We start from the raw sequence: 18,850 nt of genomic DNA on the forward strand, positions 1-18,850 counted from the left end.
TTTCCCCTCTAGTAAGTGATGTACTGGCCCGTGAAGGCCTTTCCCAAATCCGATGAAAACCCAAAAGATAACTTCATCCCTTGAGCCCGGCTGTGAGAAAACTCTGTGCGATCTGCTTTTGCAGAACGAGGTAGATAATTGCAATCGGAAGAACTGCGAGAGTTGTAGCAGCCATAACCATTGGCCAATCGGTGAGATTTTCACCATGGAGATTTGCTAACGCAAGAGGAAGCGTCATCTTCTCTGGGCTGAAAATGATCAATAACGGCCAAAGATAAGCATTCCAGACCGACATGAACGAGAGAATTGTCAGTGCGGCAATAGTGGGAATGCAAAGAGGAAGTGCGATTGAGCGAAATAATCTGAAATGGCTTGCTCCGTCTAAAATCGCAGCTTCCTCAAGTTCACGGGGAATAGCAAGCATCGCCTGGCGCATGAGAAATACGCCAAATGCAGAAGCAATCATGGGCAGACCTAGTCCAAGATAACTGTCGACGAGCCCGAGTTGACGCATCTCGATAAACAATGGAACGATGATGACTTGAAACGGGATCATCATTGTAGTGAGATAGATTAAGAAGATTGCATTCTTTCCGCGGAACTGCAATCGAGCAAAGGCATATCCGGCAAGCGCAGAGTTCGTGATTTGAATGAAGACGATAATCACCGAGACGGCAATACTATTGAGAAATAATCTTGGCATATCAAGTAACTCAAAGACTTTTCTGTAATTTTCTAGCGTTGGAGACTTCGGGAAAAGGGTTGGAGGTGTTGCAAAGGCTTCAACGCTATTCTTAAGTGACGAACTAATCATCCAGAAAAATGGGAAGAGCATGAGGAGACCAAAGAAAGTTGTGAAGAATTTTGGTCGCAAGCTAGTGCTATTCATAATTCACCCATCGTTTCTGTAGGCGAATCTGTATTCCTGTAATAAGTAAAATAATCAAGAAGAGCACCATGCTCATCGCGGAGGCATACCCCATCCGTCCATAATCAAATGAGTTCTTCACAATTTGTTGTACGATGACGGATGTTGAGCCCTCTGGTCCACCTTGCGTCATTACCCAAATCTGATCAAAGACTTGAAAATTATTAATCAGACTAATAACCAATACAAAGAAGGAGGCTGGCGTCAGTAATGGGAGAGTAATTCGGAACAGGATCTGACGCTTACTTGCTCCATCGATTGCGGCAGCTTCTTTATACTCAGGTGGGATGGATTGCAGTCCCGCAAGGAGAATGAGCATTACAAAGCCAAGATCTTTCCAGGCAGAAGGAATAATGACTGAGATCATTGACCAGGATGTGCTGGTCCACCAGCCCGGTCCATTTATTCCAATCGTAGCCAGAGCAGAGTTCACTAATCCGCCCTGGGGATTGAGAATCCATTGCCATAGCAGCGCCACAATTACCCAGCTTGTAATTACGGGGAGAAAATAAGCAGCCCTCAGGGCAGAGGAGCCTTTAAATTTGCGATTGAGGGCTAAAGCTGCGCTCAACCCAAGGATGTAGACGAGAGGCAAATAACCGGCAATGAAAATGAGTGTGTTCTTTAAGGCATTATAGAAATCTTTGTTGTGGATCAATTCTTGAAAGTTTGCCAATCCGATCCAGCGTGGTGGCGAAAGTAGATCCCAACTGGAAAAGCTAAGAATGGCCGCAGCGAACATAGGAAGAATGATGAAAAGCACTAAAGGTATAAGGCTCGGCGCGATAAAAAACGCCGCTGTGCGACCGTGTTTGTTTTTTATCAAGAGACACGTCCGAATTTAGATACAACGGAGAGTCGATGCTTCACTTCGGTAAGGCTTGCGTTTGCTCGATGATTTCTGCTTAAAGATGCTTGAAGAACAATTGCAGTGGCACCGAGTGCCCACTTGGCGTCATCCCACGGATCAATCTCTATCTCAAACTTTTTCATTGTGGGCACGACATTCTCATTTAAAGATTTAAGAACGAATTTCTGCCAAATGTCCCAAGCTTGCGATCCTTCTCCACTAATGAGAACTAATTCAGGGCCAAAAACATTCACTACATTTGCTATGGCCAGACTCAAGGCCTCTCCAGCCGGCTTAAAATACTTAGTAGCAACCTTTACATCTTTGCGTGCCAGATCCCATAACTTTGTAATATCTGCATTTTTTGGAAGAACCCCATCGGAGATTGCCCTACTTAAGATTGCTGGATCAGAAGCAACTGTTTCTAAGCAACCTCTCTTCCCACATTCGCAGAGTAAGCCGTTGGCTACTGATGTCACGTGTCCAATTTCACCTGCGCCGTGGGAACCAGTGTAGAGTTCTCCATTTATAACAATTCCTAGTCCGATACCACGTCCCAAAGTAATTGTTAGGAAGTTGCTGACATCTCTACCACGACCGTACAGGCTTTCTGTGATAGATAAAGTATTTACATCATTCTCGAGGAGTACTGGAGTCTTTAAGATTTCAGATAAAAGCTGCCCTACATTTACTGACGACCATCCTAATATTGCCGAATCGGTGGTACCAGAATCACCGGGGGAGACAACACCAGGTACTCCAATTCCAATTCCGAGAATCTGACCCTTAACTTTCTTGCTATGTTTGAGAAGTATCTTTGACAGCAAATTGATTGCATCACTTCCACGGCTATTAAAGACCTCTTCAAAATTCCACTGCACATTTGACTCTAGATCGACAACAACACCCACAAGATGGTCTTCTGCCAACTTAATGCCAATTACTTGTCCGGCACCGGCTACCAGTCCAAGTAGAGTCGCTGGGCGCCCGCCCGTTGAGGGGGACTGTTCGAGCTCGCAAATAAGACCCCTAGCAATCAGGTATTTAGTGGCCTGAGTCAGGGTTGGCCCGCTCAAACTTAAGTCCCGAGCAATTTGTGCACGTGAGAGCGGACCAGAAGTGGCGATTGCGCGGAGTACTTCGTTGGCACTATCGCGCATCGCTTCCACCCCCTGGTACTTTCTTTACTTACTTAAGTAAGTAAGTGGAGACTAAATCTCTAATGGGTAGAAAGCAATAGCAATCGAATTATTTTTCATATCGATTTGGTAACGAAATGATCAGAGGATGTTGGCGACACGCATCGATTTGTCAGTGGCACCTGCTACTTTTCGAACAGGTGTTCGGTTATCCTAACCCTGTACAACCAGAGCGGTTCCACCTTCCGCGCTCGCTTTGCCCACAGCCTCTGTGGTCAGGAGTGAACTCCGTCGGTGGGTCTCCGTACCTTCTGGGCCAGACCCAAACGAACTGTCGTAATGACAAGTGCGTTCTATCGAAAGGAATGAAGTGGCTACTGAAAAAAATAATAAAGCACACGATGCTGCAGCAGAAAAAGCAACCACCGAACGCCAAAAGGCGCTCGACACAGCCCTAGCCCAGATCGAACGTCAATTTGGAAAAGGCTCAGTTATGAAGATGTCAGATCGCGCTAACCAGATTGTTGAAGTAATTCCAACTGGCTCCATTGCACTCGACATCGCACTTGGAGTCGGTGGATTACCGCGAGGTCGAATTGTAGAGATCTACGGACCCGAGTCTTCGGGTAAGACAACTCTTGCATTGCATGCAATCGCAAATGCACAAAAGGCTGGTGGTATTTGTGCATTCATCGATGCAGAACATGCCTTCGATGCTGAGTATGCAAAGAAGCTAGGAGTTGATATTGACGCGCTATTAGTTTCACAGCCCGACACTGGTGAGCAAGCTTTAGAGATCATGGATATGTTAATTCGCTCCGGCGCACTCGACCTTGTCGTTGTTGACTCAGTTGCCGCTCTCGTTCCACGTGCTGAGATCGAAGGCGAGATGGGTGATTCGCATATGGGACTACAGGCCCGACTCATGTCACAGGCCTTGCGTAAAATTACTGGAGCTCTTCATCAATCTAAGACAACTGCGATTTTTATTAACCAGTTGCGTGAAAAAATCGGTGTCTTCTTCGGATCCCCTGAAACTACTACAGGTGGCAAAGCATTAAAGTTCTATGCATCAGTTCGCTTAGATATTCGCCGAATTGAAACTCTTAAAGATGGACAAGAGGCCGTTGGTAACCGCACACGCGTTAAAGTTGTTAAAAATAAGATGGCACCGCCATTTAAGCAGGCCGAGTTCGACATTATTTACGGAACTGGTATCTCTCGTGAGGGCTCTTTAATTGACATGGGCGTCGACATCGGAATCGTAAAGAAATCCGGTGCCTGGTATACATATGAGGCCGATCAACTCGGTCAGGGCAAGGAGAATGCACGTACCTTCCTTCTCGATAATCCAGATCTTTCAAATGAGATTGAGAGCAAGATTCGCGCTCACTTTGCACCAGTACAGGTCGATGCCGACTTAATTGCAGCCATTGATGAGGCTGCAGCAGAGGTTGATTTCTAATTAGCCTCAACTTCACAAAAGTTGACCATGGCGCTGACCCTTACGAACTCGCACACACGATTGCATTGAATGCACTCGTTACGCGAGCCAAGAGTAAGGGTGAGCTCCTGGCTCATCTTAAAAAGCGCGGCATAACCGATGAGGTTGCCAATGCAATCATCTATCGCCTTCAAGAGGCGGGGTTGATAAATGATGCCGAGTTCGCAAAAGCGTGGACGCAGTCGCGACACAACGCAAAGAAATTATCTAAGCGGATGATCGCCGGTGAGCTGCGAACTAGGGGAGTTGATCAACTCTCTATCGATACTGCTTTAGATGAGATCGATGGAGAAGATGAGTACCGAATGGCATTTTCTCTTGCGATGAAAAAATATTCAACAATGTCACGGTTGGAGGCCGAAGTGCAGATCCGACGAATTCAATCGCTCTTGCAGCGTAAAGGTTTTGGCTTTGATGTTATAGGGCGAGTCATTCGCGAATTAGATATTCACTCAGGCGAGCTGCTGTAGCGACAACTGCCGCTGCATGAATGCGGCCAGGTTGGCGACCTAAGCGTTCAATTGGTCCGCTAATACTTACGGCGGCTATTACTTTTCCATTTGGTGCTCTCACAGGGGCCGATACCGATGTAACTCCAGCTTCGCGCTCTCCAACAGACTGTGCCCATCCGCGCCGACGATCTGCTGCTAACTGGGCGGCGGTAAAGCGAGCGTTAATTAAACCCCGGTGAATTTTTTCACTATCTTCCCACGCCAATAAAATTTGGGCAGCCGAACCTGCAGCCATCGTCAATGCACTTCCTACTGGAACCGAGTCGCGAAGACCTGAGAGGCGCTCGGCAACGGCTACGCAGATGCGCTGATCGCCCTGTCGTTTATACAACTGCGCACTCTCTCCCGTTGCATCCCGTAAGGCGGCAAGAGCAGGGCCGGCGGCGGCGAGTAAGCGATCTTCACCGGCGGCTGAACTCAACTCACCGCTGCGAGCCCCGATAGTGAAGCGTCCTGATAAGTCGCGTGAAACGAGCCGATGAAATTCAAGGGCAACTGCCAATCGATGCGCAGTAGGACGAGCGATGCCTGTTGCGGCAACGAGTTCTGCTAAAGAGTGAGGTCCTGCCTCTAACGTGCTCAAAATCGCTACGGCTTTGTCTAATACGCCAACTCCGCTATTCTTTCTGACCATAGAGTGATATTAGCATCCCACTATTTGATATGGCAATATTAAGGTATAGGAGTAAAAAACAAGATGGCTAACACATTAGCGGAGAAAATTTGGGACGAGCATATCGTGCGTGCCGCCGCAGGAGAGCCTGACCTTTTATATATCGATCTACACCTCATTCATGAAGTTACTAGCCCACAGGCCTTTGACGGTCTTCGCCTTGCAGGTCGCAGAGTACGACGTCCAGATCTAACTATTGCAACTGAAGACCACAATGTTCCTACTCAAAATATCGATCGACCTATAGCTGATCCAGTTTCAAAGTTACAAGTCGATACATTGCGCGCAAATTGCGCAGAGTTCGGTGTGCGTCTTCACTCGCTAGGAGATAAAGATCAGGGAGTAGTTCACGTGGTTGGACCCCAGCTTGGTCTGACGCAGCCAGGAATGACAATCGTTTGTGGAGATTCGCACACATCAACGCACGGCGCTTTTGGGGCTCTTGCCTTTGGTATTGGAACATCTGAAGTTGAACATGTATTAGCAACACAGACTCTTCCTTTGGCCCGTCCTAAGACGATGGCTATTAATGTTAATGGAACCTTAAAACACGGTGTGACGTCTAAGGATATTATTTTGGCGATAATTGCAAAAATCGGTACAGGTGGTGGGCAGGGATATATCATCGAGTACCGTGGTGAAGCAATCCGTGCTTTATCTATGGAATCACGAATGACAGTGTGCAATATGTCTATTGAGGCGGGCGCACGCGCCGGTTTGATAGCACCCGATCAAACTACCTTTGATTATATAAAAGGTAAGCCACATGCACCGCACGATTTTGATGCAGCACTAGCTTATTGGGAAACTCTATTTACCGATGAGGATGCGAAATTTGATGTAGAAGTTTCTATTAATGCCGACGAAATTGAACCATTCGTTACCTGGGGAACAAATCCTGCTCAAGGTGCGCCACTTAATTCACATGTTCCTAATCCTGCCGATTTAGAAGATGATGAGGCGCGAGGAGCTGCAGAACGTGCATTGATTTATATGGGTCTTGAGGCTGGAATGCCCCTTAAAAACATAGTCATTGACACTGTTTTTTTGGGCTCTTGCACCAATGGTCGAATCGAAGATTTGCGAGCCGCAGCTCAGGTTATCAAAGGCAAGAAAATTGCAAGGACGCTTCGCATGTTAGTAGTACCTGGTTCTGCCAGAGTGCGTTTAGAGGCCGAAGCTGAAGGTTTAGATAGAGTATTCATCGACGCCGGCGCCGAATGGCGAAATGCTGGTTGCTCAATGTGTTTAGGCATGAATCCAGATCAACTCGCCGTCGGAGAGCGCGCGGCATCGACATCAAATAGAAACTTTGAAGGCCGACAAGGCAAAGGTGGTCGTACTCACTTAGTAAGTCCACTTGTGGCTGCAGCAACGGCGCTGCGTGGCACACTTTCATCACCGGCAGATTTGTAGAGGGGCGAAAAGAGAATGGAAAAATTTATTAAGCACACGGGTAGCGCAGTTCCACTTCGTCGTAGCAATGTAGATACTGATCAAATTATTCCTGCCGTTTATTTAAAGCGTGTAACTCGCAGTGGATTTGAAGATGGATTATTCTCGGCTTGGAGAAGTGACCCTGAGTTTGTACTCAACAATCCGTCCTATGGCGATGCAACGATATTAGTTGCTGGCGTAGATTTTGGTACGGGTTCATCTCGCGAACATGCAGTGTGGGCGCTGCAAAACTATGGCTTTAAAGTTGTCATCTCTAGCCGCTTTGCCGATATCTTTCGAGGTAACTCCTTAAAAGGTGGACTCTTAACGGTAATTTTGGATCAAAGCGAAGTTGAGGCGATGTGGCTTGCCATTGAGGCCGATCCGACAACCCAGATAAGCGTTGATTTAGAGCGCCGAAGCGTTTCATATAACGACGTTGTTCTTGGATATACAATCGATGATTACACCCGCTGGCGATTAATGGAGGGTCTGGATGACATCGGTTTAACCATTAAAAACAGTGATTCCATCGATATTTTTGAGAAATCACGCCCACATTACAAGCCTCTTACGCTTCCAATTCGCGCTTAATTCGATAAAAACAGGCGTAAATCACTGATTATCTATCAGGGGAGCGTGAATTGAGAGAACCCTCAAGGCTCAATCGAGAGTTTTCTATGCGTAAAACAGGTGATTTTTAAGGAATTTTGTGCAAAATAAATATTGCGACACACCTATATGAATAAGCACTACACACCTAATAGGCGCGTAAGTTTAAGAACACGTTAAGCGATTGCTTAACATTTACACGTAAATAAGGGGATTTCAATGAATAAGGCCCAATTCATTGCGGCGTTGTCACCACACTTCAACGACAGCAAGAAAGAAGCAGCTCACGCTGTAGAAATCGTTTTTGACACAATCGTTCGCACGCTATCAAAGGGCGAAGATGTAATGATCAACGATTTTGGCAAGTTCAAGAAGGTTGATCGCAAAGCACGTATGGGACGTAATCCATTCACTGGCGAGACAATCAAGATCAAGGCTTCAAAGAAGGCCCGTTTCTTGCCTGCTAAGGGCTTGAAAGATGTCATCTCAGGTGAGCGCAAGCTCGGACCTGCACCAAAGCCAGAACCAAAGCCAGTTGTTAAGGCTAAGGCTGTCGTTAAGGCGGCTAAGAAGGTTATTGCCAAGAAGGCTCCAGCTAAGAAGGTTGTTGCCAAAAAGGCTCCAGCTAAGAAAAAGTAAATCTTTAATAAGGGCGGGGTCGGCTGATGCTGGCCCCGTTTTTATTTTATCGGCAGTATTATTGCAACTATGAGGGAGTACAAGGTTTCTTATGCTCCACCAACTGGCAAACCTCTCGGTACGAATTTAACTTTTAAAATCTGTACAAAGATAGCCATCCCTGTGCTGAATTTAGTCGGAAAGAAACAGTGGCGAGGCGCACATTACATTCCCCAAACTGGTCGAATAATCGTTGCCAGCAATCACATTTCATACCTAGATGTTCTATTCCTGACTCACTTTCTCTTCCGAAATGGTCGTGCACCTCGATACATTGGCAAAGAGGCAGTATTTAGGGTTCCAATTATTGGCAAAATTCTCCTTGCAGCTGGACAAGTACCTGTGGTGCGTGAGAGCAAAGATGCATCCAAGGCACTAGTGCACGCCGTAAAATTACTCGAGGCGGGCCACTGTCTAGGCGTCTATCCAGAGGGCACACTCACGAGGGATCCAAAGGGTTGGCCGATGATTGCAAAAACTGGATTGGCCCGCTTGGCAATTATGACGAAGACACCAGTTATTCCAATTGCCCAATGGGGTTCGCAGATTGTCATGCCAACTTATGTGAAAAAGATTAAATTTTTTCCTCGCACACCCATCAAGATTTTAGTGGGCAAGCCCCTCGATTTATCGAATTGGTATGGCAAGGAGAACGACCCCGTGGCATTAACTGAGGCAACAGCCTTTGTGATGCGGGCAATCACCGATCTACTTGAAGAGCTTCGGGGGGAAAAGCGCCCAATAGAAATCTTTGATCCACACAATTCAGATTTACCTCGCACCGGAAATTTTAAGAAAAAGCGATGAGTAAAGTAACCGTCTTTGGGGCCGGGCAGTGGGGCAGCACGATGGCTCAGGTTTTAGTTGATGCCGGCAATCATGTTCTTATTTGTGGCCGGGATCAAAGGGTCGTAGATGAAATTAATCAGAGGCATACAAATTCAAAGTACCTAGAGAGCAATGTTTTACCCACTGGCTTGCGCGCAACAACAGATTTACATGTGGCATTCGAATACTCATCAATCTATGTGTTAGCCGTTCCCGCTCAAACTCTGCGTGAGAATCTCAAAATTTGGAAACCATTTGCGGCTGAAAACGCCCTATTTATAAGCACTTTAAAAGGAGTTGAACTTTCAAGCTTACTGAGAATGTCTCAAATAATTGAAGAAGTCATGGAGACCTACAACGTTGCGATAATTACTGGGCCAAATCTTGCAAATGAATTAATTTTACGACAGCCCGCCGGTGCCGTAGTTGCTGCACATACAATGATTAACGCTGAAAAAATCGCCAAAATATTTTCAACGCCTTACTACCGTGTCTACACATCGATTGATGTATTGGGTTGCGAATTTGCTGGTGCAATCAAATCCGTTATCGCCTTAGCTGTGGGCATGTCCATCGGCATGGGCTTTGGTGAAAATACTCAGGCCATGGTTATAACTCGTGGTCTAAATGAAGTTGCACGTCTCTCTGCCGCTTATGGTGCAGATCCTCTGAGTGCTGCAGGATTAGCTGGAATGGGTGATTTAGTTGCAAGTTGTGGATCACCACTCTCACGCAATAGAACTTTCGGTGAGGTTTTAGGGCGCTCTGGGTCAATGGAGATTGCTAGAGAACAAGTAGTTAAAACCGTTGAAGGCATTGCCTCATCAGGTGCAGTTCTTGAAATCGCCCAGCGAATTGGTATTGAAGTTCCAGTGATTGAAGCCGTTGCAGATGTCTGTGCAGGTACCCTTACTCCAATGCAAGCCTTTGACCGCTTAATGGAGATTACTACTCGATCTGAAAATTTTATCCGATGAAAAAAACCGCCGTTGCCATTATCTGTGGGGGTCGCAGTAGTGAACATGAGATTTCCTGTCTTTCTGCGGGCGGAGTTTTAGCGGGTTTGGATTCAGATAAGTTTGAAGCTGTCCTCATTGGAATCACTAAAGCTGGTAACTGGGTTCAGTTACCGAGTGGTTATCCATTAGCAATCATCAATGGGGTACTCCCAACCGTTGATGCGAGCCTCACACCCATAGTCGCCGATGTTCATGGCTTCTCGGTTGACGGGAAACGATTGAGCATTGATGTTGTATTCCCAGTTCTTCACGGTCCATACGGAGAAGATGGCACCATTCAAGGCTTCTTCGAAACCGCAGGTATTTCCTACGTTGGAAGTGGGGTGATGGCCTCGGCGGCGGCCATGGATAAGTCCTTTTCTAAGACTGTTTTTAGCGCAACGGGAATGCAGGTTGCAGGCGGCATCGTTGTCACTGAATCTGATTGGAAAGTTAAGAGTTCGGATACTTCCTATCCGGTATTTGTTAAGCCTGCACGAGGTGGTTCAAGTCGTGGAACTTATAAAGTTAAATCAGAAGCAGACCTTGAAGCGGCACTAGCTGATGCTTTTACCTTTGATCGTAAAGTTATGATTGAGCAGGCAATAAGTGGACGAGAGATAGAGTGCGCAGTCCTTGAAAAAGATGGTGAGGTTCTGGCATCGGTTGTCGGGGAGATAGTGATAGATAGTAAGTTTGAGTTTTACGATTTTGAGGCGAAATATTTAGATGATGCAACAACAGTGCATGTTCCTGCCAATATTCCAGAAGCGGCAAGTGATGAGATTCGAGCAAATGCGGTGCAGGCCTTCAAAGCACTTGGATGCAGTGGTCTTGCGAGAGTTGATTTTTTCTATACAAATAAGGGCGAAGTCGTAATTAATGAGATCAACACAATGCCCGGATTTACCGGCACGTCGATGTACCCAAAGCTCATGCAGGCCACGGGTATTACTTACATGTCACTGATCACGGCCTTAATTTCAACTGCATGTGCACGAACCAATGGCGTGCTAGGTAATTAAAAGGTAGAGGTAGGTTCTTGATAAATTATAAACTTCTGCGCCGTAGAACCTTAATTCTTGCGCTCACAGTTTTCGTTGTTGGCTTCCCAGATGCACATGCGGCGGTTAAGACTGGAAGTTCCTGTCAAAAAATTGGCAGCACCTCTAATTCAAATGGTGTCAAATACACTTGTATAAAATATGGAGGCAAATTAATCTGGAACAAGGGAGTTGTGCTCCAAAAACCTCGCTCTAAGCCTTCGCCTAGTAACGCAACAGTTACTTGGAAATATGATGATTCAAGTTCCATATGGCAATCCCAGGGCAAAGTCCCCAAATGTCCAATGCCATTGATTGCAACCGGGGATTTATTAGATTTTTCCAAGGTGGTATCGATAGTTCAACCTGGTCAAATCCGAGGTGGAAGTTACAAGCCTCATGCCGGACTTCGTTGGTCAGAATTCGGAGGTTATGTGAAGGGAGTAACAATCACTGCACCCTTCGATGGTCAAATTTCAGCGGCTGCACAATACATATCTGATGGTAATTATCAATTTTTACTAAATATCATTCATCCCTGCGGAATTATGTTGCGACTTGGGCACATGCTTCAGCCTTCAGATTTTGTGAAGAGCGTTTTAAACTCTATTCCTCCTGCTGTAGAAAATGATTCGCGTGAAAGTTTCCTTCAAGGAGTTTTTATTAAGAAAGGTCAAGTTATTGCAACGGAAGTCGGAATGCCACCACCAGCACCACCCGATTCCTTGGGCACTTTTATCGATTTAGGAATTGTAAATTTGCGTGCTAAGAATCCATTACTTCCAGCGAATTTCTCCTCAAACGCTGATAAGAAATACTCTGTCTATTCAGTATGTTGGTATGAAGGTGATTATTTCTCAATTGAAGATCGCACAAAAGTTCAGAAATTGCCATTTTCAAACGGAGATCCAACGAGCGATTATTGTAAAACTCGTTAAAAATGAGCACACCGTGCAGAATCTTCGCTACTCGCGAACTTTGCATCCATTAACTTCCTTTGAAAGCCTTCATAATCTGTGCCATTCCACCACTTAAGTCGGCAGGAATGACCCAAATCTTGCTGGCAGTTCCATTTGCAATCACTGGAAGCTGCTGCAGATACTGATATGCCAGTACATTCTCATCAGGATTTGCAGCATGCACCGCACCAAAGACCTTCTTTATCGCCTCGGCTTCACCTTCAGCGCGCAAAACTGCGGCCTGGGCATCGCCCTCAGCACGCAAAATCTCTGCTTGACGCGCACCTTCTGCGGTAAGAATCTGGCTTTGTTTTTCACCTTCTGCAGTCAAAATTGCAGCACGCTTATCACGCTCGGCGCGCATCTGCTTCTCCATCGACTCCTGCACGCTTGGCGGTGGATCAATTGCTTTAATCTCAACGCGGTTAACTCGCACTCCCCATTTACCAGTTGCATCATCTAGAACAACTCGAAGTGCGGTGTTAATGGAATCTCGTGAAGTAAGTGCCGCCTCCAGATCCAAACTACCGACAACGTTACGAAGTGTTGTTACGGTCAGCTGCTCAATACCTTGAATGTAGTTTTCAATCTCATAGATAGCAGACTTTGGATCAGTGACTTGAAAGTAAATAACGGTATCGATTGATACTACCAAGTTGTCTTCAGTAATTACTGGTTGTGGCGGAAAGGAAACTACGCGCTCGCGCATATCAATGAGTGGCTTTAGGCGATCAACGAATGGAATAATAATTACTAGACCCGCACCAATTGTACGATGGTAGCGACCCAATCGTTCTACTAAACCTGTGCTCGCTTGTGGAATTATTCGAATCGCTCGCGAAAGAACGACTCCAAAGATAAGAACGAGTAGCGCCAAAACTCCATATTGAACCATCTCTATTTACCCTTTCTGCTTAACTACTGCAGTTGCGCCTTCAATGGCAACAACTTCGACCTGAGCACCATTGTGAATCTGACCAGTATTACTGCGAGCACTCCATGTTTCTCCGTTGAGTTTTACTAAACCTTGGTCTTGCGTAACAACAGATAAAGCAATCGCACTCGCACCGATAAGCGCCTCTACATTAGTTGCCTGATTTGCTGGCTTCTTTTTCAAATGGCGCAGTGCGATTGGACGCAAGAACATCAGTGAACCTGCAGCACCGACACCAAATACAACACCCTGAACAACAACTCCAGAGCCCAGCCCATGAGCACCAGCTGCAAGTAGGGCTGAAAAGGCAAGAGAGGCGAATAGCAAATCAACGGTCAGCATTTCCACAACGAGCAAGATTCCTGCTGCAAGAAGCCATATCCAGATCTGCATGTAATAAACCTCCGACTAGAGAGTGCATTTTCTCTTCTAGCTAGCCTACTCTTGTAGGTGGATGCAGCCAATCAAAAAACTAGGAAACCACGGACTTTCAACACCACCTCAGGGAATTAGGTCTGTAGTTGTATATGTGTCAATCTATGGGTGTGTCAGATACTGGTGCCGAAAGAATTGCCTACCGGACGTGCCCATTATGTGAGGCAACATGTGGACTGGCAATAACAGTAAAAGATGAAAAAGTTCTACAGATTCGCGGTGATAAAGATGATGTATTCAGTAAAGGTTTCATCTGTCCCAAGGGGACAACTCTAAAAGCATTGCACGAAGATCCAGATAGATTGCGAAAACCACTCGTAAAGCGCAATGGTCAGCATGTTGAAGTCTCTTGGCAAGAAGCTTGGCATGAAATTGAACGTGGTTTAATGCACGTTATAAATACTTACGGTCGTGACTCGATTGGTACATATGTCGGAAATCCCAATTCACACAACCTTGCACCGCTCTTATACAACAGATCATGGATGCAAGCCTTAGGCACAACCAAACACTTCAGCGCTTCATCGGTAGATCAACTTCCAAAACAGATTGCATCTGGATACATGTTTGGTACTGCCACCTCATTAGCGATTCCTGATCTTGATCGAACCGATTACGTATTGATGTTAGGTGCTAATCCATATGTTTCAAATGGCAGTTTGTGTACTGCTCCAGATTTTCCAGGAAGGCTCGAAGCAATGCGTGCCCGAGGTGGAAAACTTATTGTCGTTGACCCACAACGCACACGTAGTGTGGAAAAAGCCGACGAATGGTTAGCAATTAGACCAAATGGAGATGCATTTTTATTAGCAGCAATAGCGCACACAATTATTAACTGCGGCCGTGCCGATGTCGGTGATCATCTGCGCCCGTACATCACCGGTTTTGATGAATTACCTGCTGCACTCAAAGCTTTCTCTCCAGAAGCAGTTGCAGGTGTGACAGGTATTGATGCCCAAACAATTAGAAGAGTTGCAATGGAACTCTGTGATGCACCTACCGCCCTTGTTTACGGTCGTATCGGCACAACGACCGTGAGTTTTGGTACCACCGCATCGTGGTTAGTTGATGTAATTAACATCATTACAGGTAATTTAGATAAGGCTGGTGGTGTCATGTTTACCTTGCCAGCAGCGGGTGGACAGACAACTCGAGGTAAACCCGGGCGGGGTAAAGGATTTCGGATTGGACATAGATTCTCGCGAGTTCGAGGATTTCCTGAGGCTATAGGCGAATTTCCAGCAGCTCTCATGGCTGAAGAGATTCTCACCGAAGGCCCAGGTCAGATAAAGGCGATGGTCACTATGGCCGGTAATCCCGTTCTTTCAACTCCAAATGGGCAACAAATTGAACGAGCTTTTGAATCACTAGATTTTATGATCAGCGTTGATATTTACCTTAATGAAACAACTCGACATGCCAATGTGATTCTTCCACCCCCATCACATCTAGAGCGCAGCCACTACGACATGATTTATACGTCATTTTCGGTGCGCAACGTTGCTAATTATTCGGGTCCTGTATTTGAAAGAAAAAGTGGAGAGCCAGATGAGTGGCAGATTCTTGCTAAGTTAGCAGGAATAGCACAAGGGTTTGGCGCAGACATCGATACTGCTGTGGTGGATGATTATATATTTAATTCGCTTCTGGAAAAAGTTTTAAAAGATGAATTATCCCAAATTCATGGGCGCGATGAAGGAGAAATCCGAGAGCACATTTCATCTTCCGGAGAGCATGGGCCGGAGAGAATTTTAGATTTACTACTTCGTACTGGACCATACGGTGATGCATACGGGACTAATCCAAAGGGAATTAATTTGCAAACTCTTAAAAATCACCCACATGGAATTGATTTTGGACCACTCATGCCAAGAATTCCAGAAGTTTTACGCACCCAAAGTGGAAAGATTGAACTAGCCCCCGCTGAGATTGTGGCTGATTTAATGCGTCTGGAAAACGCTCTCGATGATTTTGATGAAGAAGAATTCTTACTAGTTGGTCGCCGACATCTGCGCTCGAATAATTCATGGATGCATAACATTGAAACCCTAGTTAAAGGCGCTATTCGTTGCACATTACAGATACATCCAGATGATGCCCACCAGGTTGGCATAAGTGATGGAGAAATGGTTCGCATCTCAAGTCGAGTGGGCACACTTGATGTCATTGTAGAAATAACTAATAATATTCGCCCCCGAGTGGTCAGCCTTCCTCATGGCTGGGGCCACAATCTAGTTGGCACAAAGATGAAGATCGCCTCCACCGTATCTGGAGTCAACACAAATGTGCTCACAGATGAAGAAGAAATGGACCCATTATCTGGAAATGCTGTACTCAACGGAATTCCAGTAAAGATCCATTCGGTTGCCTCAACACTATAAAAAATGGGAAGAGGCGGTTTTGTTAGTGGCCCAATGAATGAGAGTTATCTGAAAACCAATGAAGACTATGATGTGTACGTTAATCGCCACGGCCTAGTGTCGTACTAACGGAAGTTTAGGTAATTAATTCATGGTACTAAAAAAAGAGTTTGCTGACTATCTTGCGCTGCGCGAAAAAATGAACCTACCTGCTCCATGGGAAATATCAATGGAGGAATATAGATTCCGCACACTTCCTGTAACTGATTTCATTGGACAACCTGAGCCAATCTTTAGCATCGAAAATCGAATTATCTCAGGACCAAATGGCTATTTACCAATCAGAATCTATCGCCCAAGCGCAGAGCCTAACCTTCCCGTGATGCTTTATTTCCATGGTGGGGGTTGGGTTATCGGGAATATGGATGGTAATGAGCCCACCGTATGTTCTCTCGCCAATAAAGGTAATTTCGTGGTTGTTCAAGTTCAATATCAAAAAGCCCCTGAGCATCCGTTTCCAACTCCATTCAATGATTGCTATGCGGCCTTGGATTGGGTCGTAAGAAATGCTGAACTTTTAAAAATTGATGCAACGAAAATTGGAGTTGGTGGCGATAGCGCTGGGGGAAATTTGGCTGCGGCAGTTGCAATAAAGTGTAGAGATACAAATTTAATTGATTTAGCCTTTCAGATGCTTGTGTACCCTTGCACTGGCAATGATGGTTCACTGCCAAGTGCAATACAAAATGCTGAGGGTTATGGCTTAACTTCAAAGATTATGCGTTGGTTTGAATTTCAATATATTGGCTCCGATGCCGATCTTCTCAATCCATATGCATTTCCAGCTTACTGTACGAATTTAACTGGCTTGGCACCAACAGTTTTGGTGACCGCTGAATTTGATCCTTTAGCCGATGATGGCAAACTTTATGCGCAAGCACTTAAAGCCGCCGAAGTTCCCGTTATTTTTAAAGAGTTTGAGGGTGCGATTCACGGCTTTAATGCATTGGCAGGTGTTGCACCAGAAGTTGCAAAAGAAGCTCAACTCTATTTAGCTCGAAGCATTAATTCTTTCTTGGCTCGAGATTAGAATTATAGAGGCCAGGCTCACGATGAAATTTCAACTGGCAAACCATTTTTATATAGCGCTTTAATACCCACTGTGGATACTTGCCAAGGATCAGTGTCCAGTAAGTTTTTATCTAAAACTATGAAGTCAGCCTTCATGCCTATCTCTAGCGCACCGCGCTCTAGTTCGCGAAACAATTGGTAGGCGACGTTGTGCGTATAAAATTGTAGGGACTCTTCCATCGTAATTGCTTCAGATATATTCCAGCTTTCACCGCTCTTTTGACCAGGCTTCAGTCGATTCACAGGAACTCCTAGGGCGCGTAGTGGAATTTCACTTGTAACGGGCCAATCACTCCCAAAGGCAATAGTTGCGCCGCTATCTATCAAAGTGCGCAGGCGATACTGAGAATCATTTCGTTCTCGACCAATCCGCGGCAAAATCAACTCTTTGTTCATTGGATCTAAGTAGCACCAGAGTGGCTGAATATTGGCGATTACCCCTAAAGCTTTAAAACGAGGTAGATCCTCATCGCAGATCAACTGTGCATGCACAATGACAGGACGCCGATCCCACGTTGGATTTACCCGCATCATAGCTTCAATTGAGTCCAGGGCCAGCTTCACTGCGGCATCGCCAATGGCATGTATATGAACTTGGAACTTCAGCGCATCGAAGGCAACCAGAGCATCTACTAACTCATCTTCGCCCCAAATTTTAATTCCATTCGAATCTGGATCATCTAAATAGGGATCCACTAACGCGGCAGTACCGGCCGAAAGCGCGCCATCGGCTAAAAACTTAATGCTGTTGACTCGTACTAATTCTGGATTGGGTAATGCTGCGAACTCATCTCGCAAAGAATTAAACTCTTCTAACTTTCCTTCCCATGTTGTTGGAGTTACTAGGAGAGATAGGTTCATCGCAATCGTTAAATCTCCAGATTGTGCTGCAGCCAAGTAAGCCTTGGCCATATCTTTTTCAACCCACGAGTCGATGGCGCATGTGACTCCAGAATCTAAATATGCAGTACATGCACTTTTTATTGCTTGCACATCACTTGCAATCGAGTCTGAGGGTGCTTTATCTAGGATTAAAGCCATTGCAGTGGGTTCGCGGAATGTGCCTTTAGGTGTGCCGTCTTGGCGACGGGCAATCGTGCCACCAATCGGATCCACAGTTTCAAGAGTGATTGCGGCAAGTTTCAACGCTTTGCTGTTAACCCAAATCGTATGATGATCTACTGCATGTAATACGACGGGGCGATCACTAACGACTGAATCTAACCAGTGGGCATCAAAGTCCCCGCCATCAATAATCGCCGCCTCATATGCACCGCCGATAATCCAGGCTTGATCTGGGTTATCGATCGCAAAACTTTCTACTTCTCTGAGAATTTCATCGACTGAGTCGAGCCCATTGATCCTTGGGCCAGCTGCTTCTCGACCGCCAAAAATGGGGTGAGCATGCCCATCAATAAATGCAGGAATTACAAATGCGCCTTTTAAATTAATGCTTTGATCGAACTTGGAATCTAGGGCCTGTACACCAGTTGCGATAATGCTTTCACCATCAATAAGAATTCCATCAAAGATTTCTTTTCCATGTGACCAGCATGCCGCATTATGAAATAGCGTACGCACCGTCTGTTAAAAAATTAATAAGTTACTGGGCAAGTTAATGTGCGAGTGATTCCAGGGACTGCCTGAACTTTTGACAAGATAACGCGGCCAAACTCTTCCATGCTTGGCGCTTCAGCACGCATAATGACATCGTATGGTCCAGTTACACCCTCAGAGAGAGTCACGCCTGCGATTGACGAGACGGCTTTCGCAACCGAACTAGCTTTGCCGACCTCGGTTTGAATTAAAATGTAGGCCTGAATTGACAT

At 45.7% G+C, this 18,850-nt stretch carries 20 protein-coding genes; 11 read left to right on the forward strand and 9 right to left on the reverse strand.

Annotation, left to right across the window (positions count from 1 at the left end; all coding sequences use genetic code 11):
• Positions 1-73: 73 nt before the first annotated feature.
• The 3 genes from Q8K48_05475 to Q8K48_05485 form a co-directional block, all read right to left on the reverse strand.
• Entirely contained in the window at positions 74-889 is an 816-nt protein-coding gene (locus Q8K48_05475; GenBank protein ID MDP1851849.1) for a carbohydrate ABC transporter permease, read from the reverse strand.
• Positions 882-1,670 carry a sugar ABC transporter permease gene (locus Q8K48_05480; GenBank protein ID MDP1851850.1) on the reverse strand — a complete coding sequence of 263 codons (789 nt, stop codon included), beginning with the start codon at positions 1,668-1,670 and terminating at the stop codon, positions 882-884. The genes Q8K48_05475 and Q8K48_05480 overlap by 8 nt, the downstream gene beginning before the upstream one ends.
• Before the next feature lie 80 nt (positions 1,671-1,750).
• Positions 1,751-2,938 (reverse strand): ROK family transcriptional regulator, encoded by a 1,188-nt coding sequence (locus Q8K48_05485; protein ID MDP1851851.1) that lies wholly within the window; start codon positions 2,936-2,938, stop codon positions 1,751-1,753.
• Positions 2,939-3,287: 349 nt separating this feature from the next.
• Between Q8K48_05485 and recA the strand changes: the two genes are divergently transcribed.
• Positions 3,288-4,382 (forward strand): recombinase RecA, encoded by a 1,095-nt coding sequence (recA, locus tag Q8K48_05490; protein ID MDP1851852.1) that lies wholly within the window; start codon positions 3,288-3,290, stop codon positions 4,380-4,382.
• Between the two features lie 65 nt (positions 4,383-4,447).
• Positions 4,448-4,891 carry a regulatory protein RecX gene (locus Q8K48_05495; protein MDP1851853.1) on the forward strand — a complete coding sequence of 148 codons (444 nt, stop codon included), beginning with the start codon at positions 4,448-4,450 and terminating at the stop codon, positions 4,889-4,891.
• On the opposite strand, the gene Q8K48_05500 is transcribed toward Q8K48_05495, so the two are convergent.
• Positions 4,851-5,567, reverse strand: coding sequence for an IclR family transcriptional regulator C-terminal domain-containing protein (locus tag Q8K48_05500; GenBank protein ID MDP1851854.1), 717 nt, complete (start codon positions 5,565-5,567; stop codon positions 4,851-4,853). The genes Q8K48_05495 and Q8K48_05500 overlap by 41 nt on opposite strands.
• Positions 5,568-5,630: 63 nt before the next feature.
• On the opposite strand from Q8K48_05500, the gene leuC reads away from it, so the two are divergent.
• The 6 genes from leuC to Q8K48_05530 all read left to right on the forward strand — a co-directional run bounded on the left by leuC (position 5,631) and on the right by Q8K48_05530 (position 11,184).
• Positions 5,631-7,022, forward strand: a complete 1,392-nt coding sequence (gene leuC, locus Q8K48_05505; GenBank protein ID MDP1851855.1) for a 3-isopropylmalate dehydratase large subunit — start codon at positions 5,631-5,633, stop codon at positions 7,020-7,022.
• A 15-nt stretch (positions 7,023-7,037) separates the two neighbouring features.
• Positions 7,038-7,637 (forward strand): 3-isopropylmalate dehydratase small subunit, encoded by a 600-nt coding sequence (leuD, locus tag Q8K48_05510; protein ID MDP1851856.1) that lies wholly within the window; start codon positions 7,038-7,040, stop codon positions 7,635-7,637.
• Between the two features lie 237 nt (positions 7,638-7,874).
• Positions 7,875-8,294: an HU family DNA-binding protein gene (locus Q8K48_05515; protein ID MDP1851857.1), complete on the forward strand. Its 420-nt coding sequence runs from the start codon at positions 7,875-7,877 to the stop codon at positions 8,292-8,294.
• A 69-nt stretch (positions 8,295-8,363) separates the two neighbouring features.
• The gene (locus Q8K48_05520) at positions 8,364-9,140 is read left to right on the forward strand and encodes a lysophospholipid acyltransferase family protein (protein MDP1851858.1); all 777 of its coding nucleotides are present in this window, start codon (positions 8,364-8,366) and stop codon (positions 9,138-9,140) included.
• Positions 9,137-10,138: an NAD(P)H-dependent glycerol-3-phosphate dehydrogenase gene (locus Q8K48_05525; GenBank protein MDP1851859.1), complete on the forward strand. Its 1,002-nt coding sequence runs from the start codon at positions 9,137-9,139 to the stop codon at positions 10,136-10,138. The genes Q8K48_05520 and Q8K48_05525 overlap by 4 nt, the downstream gene beginning before the upstream one ends.
• Positions 10,135-11,184 (forward strand): D-alanine--D-alanine ligase family protein, encoded by a 1,050-nt coding sequence (locus tag Q8K48_05530; protein ID MDP1851860.1) that lies wholly within the window; start codon positions 10,135-10,137, stop codon positions 11,182-11,184. The genes Q8K48_05525 and Q8K48_05530 overlap by 4 nt, the downstream gene beginning before the upstream one ends.
• 124 nt (positions 11,185-11,308) lie before the next feature.
• On the opposite strand, the gene Q8K48_05535 is transcribed toward Q8K48_05530, so the two are convergent.
• Complete coding sequence (locus Q8K48_05535; protein MDP1851861.1) at positions 11,309-11,473, reverse strand: hypothetical protein; 165 nt, start codon at positions 11,471-11,473, stop codon at positions 11,309-11,311.
• A gap of 34 nt (positions 11,474-11,507) precedes the next feature.
• On the opposite strand from Q8K48_05535, the gene Q8K48_05540 reads away from it, so the two are divergent.
• Complete coding sequence (locus tag Q8K48_05540; protein ID MDP1851862.1) at positions 11,508-12,140, forward strand: hypothetical protein; 633 nt, start codon at positions 11,508-11,510, stop codon at positions 12,138-12,140.
• Between the two features lie 49 nt (positions 12,141-12,189).
• Here Q8K48_05540 and Q8K48_05545 read toward each other — a convergent pair whose 3' ends face one another.
• Positions 12,190-13,056, reverse strand: coding sequence for an SPFH domain-containing protein (locus Q8K48_05545; GenBank protein MDP1851863.1), 867 nt, complete (start codon positions 13,054-13,056; stop codon positions 12,190-12,192).
• A 6-nt stretch (positions 13,057-13,062) separates the two neighbouring features.
• The gene (locus tag Q8K48_05550) at positions 13,063-13,488 is read right to left on the reverse strand and encodes an NfeD family protein (GenBank protein ID MDP1851864.1); all 426 of its coding nucleotides are present in this window, start codon (positions 13,486-13,488) and stop codon (positions 13,063-13,065) included.
• Positions 13,489-13,640: 152 nt separating this feature from the next.
• On the opposite strand from Q8K48_05550, the gene Q8K48_05555 reads away from it, so the two are divergent.
• Together Q8K48_05555 and Q8K48_05560 are read left to right on the forward strand one after the other, a co-directional pair.
• Entirely contained in the window at positions 13,641-15,911 is a 2,271-nt protein-coding gene (locus Q8K48_05555; GenBank protein ID MDP1851865.1) for a molybdopterin-dependent oxidoreductase, read from the forward strand.
• A 130-nt stretch (positions 15,912-16,041) separates the two neighbouring features.
• Positions 16,042-16,980, forward strand: a complete 939-nt coding sequence (locus Q8K48_05560) for an alpha/beta hydrolase (GenBank protein ID MDP1851866.1) — start codon at positions 16,042-16,044, stop codon at positions 16,978-16,980.
• Between the two features lie 17 nt (positions 16,981-16,997).
• Here the strand turns inward: Q8K48_05560 and Q8K48_05565 are convergent, their stop codons facing one another.
• Positions 16,998-18,602 carry an amidohydrolase gene (locus Q8K48_05565; GenBank protein ID MDP1851867.1) on the reverse strand — a complete coding sequence of 535 codons (1,605 nt, stop codon included), beginning with the start codon at positions 18,600-18,602 and terminating at the stop codon, positions 16,998-17,000.
• Between the two features lie 14 nt (positions 18,603-18,616).
• Complete coding sequence (locus tag Q8K48_05570; GenBank protein ID MDP1851868.1) at positions 18,617-18,850, reverse strand: Lrp/AsnC ligand binding domain-containing protein; 234 nt, start codon at positions 18,848-18,850, stop codon at positions 18,617-18,619.

The organism is Candidatus Planktophila sp. (assembly GCA_030681675.1).
Taxonomy (GTDB): domain Bacteria; phylum Actinomycetota; class Actinomycetes; order Nanopelagicales; family Nanopelagicaceae; genus Planktophila.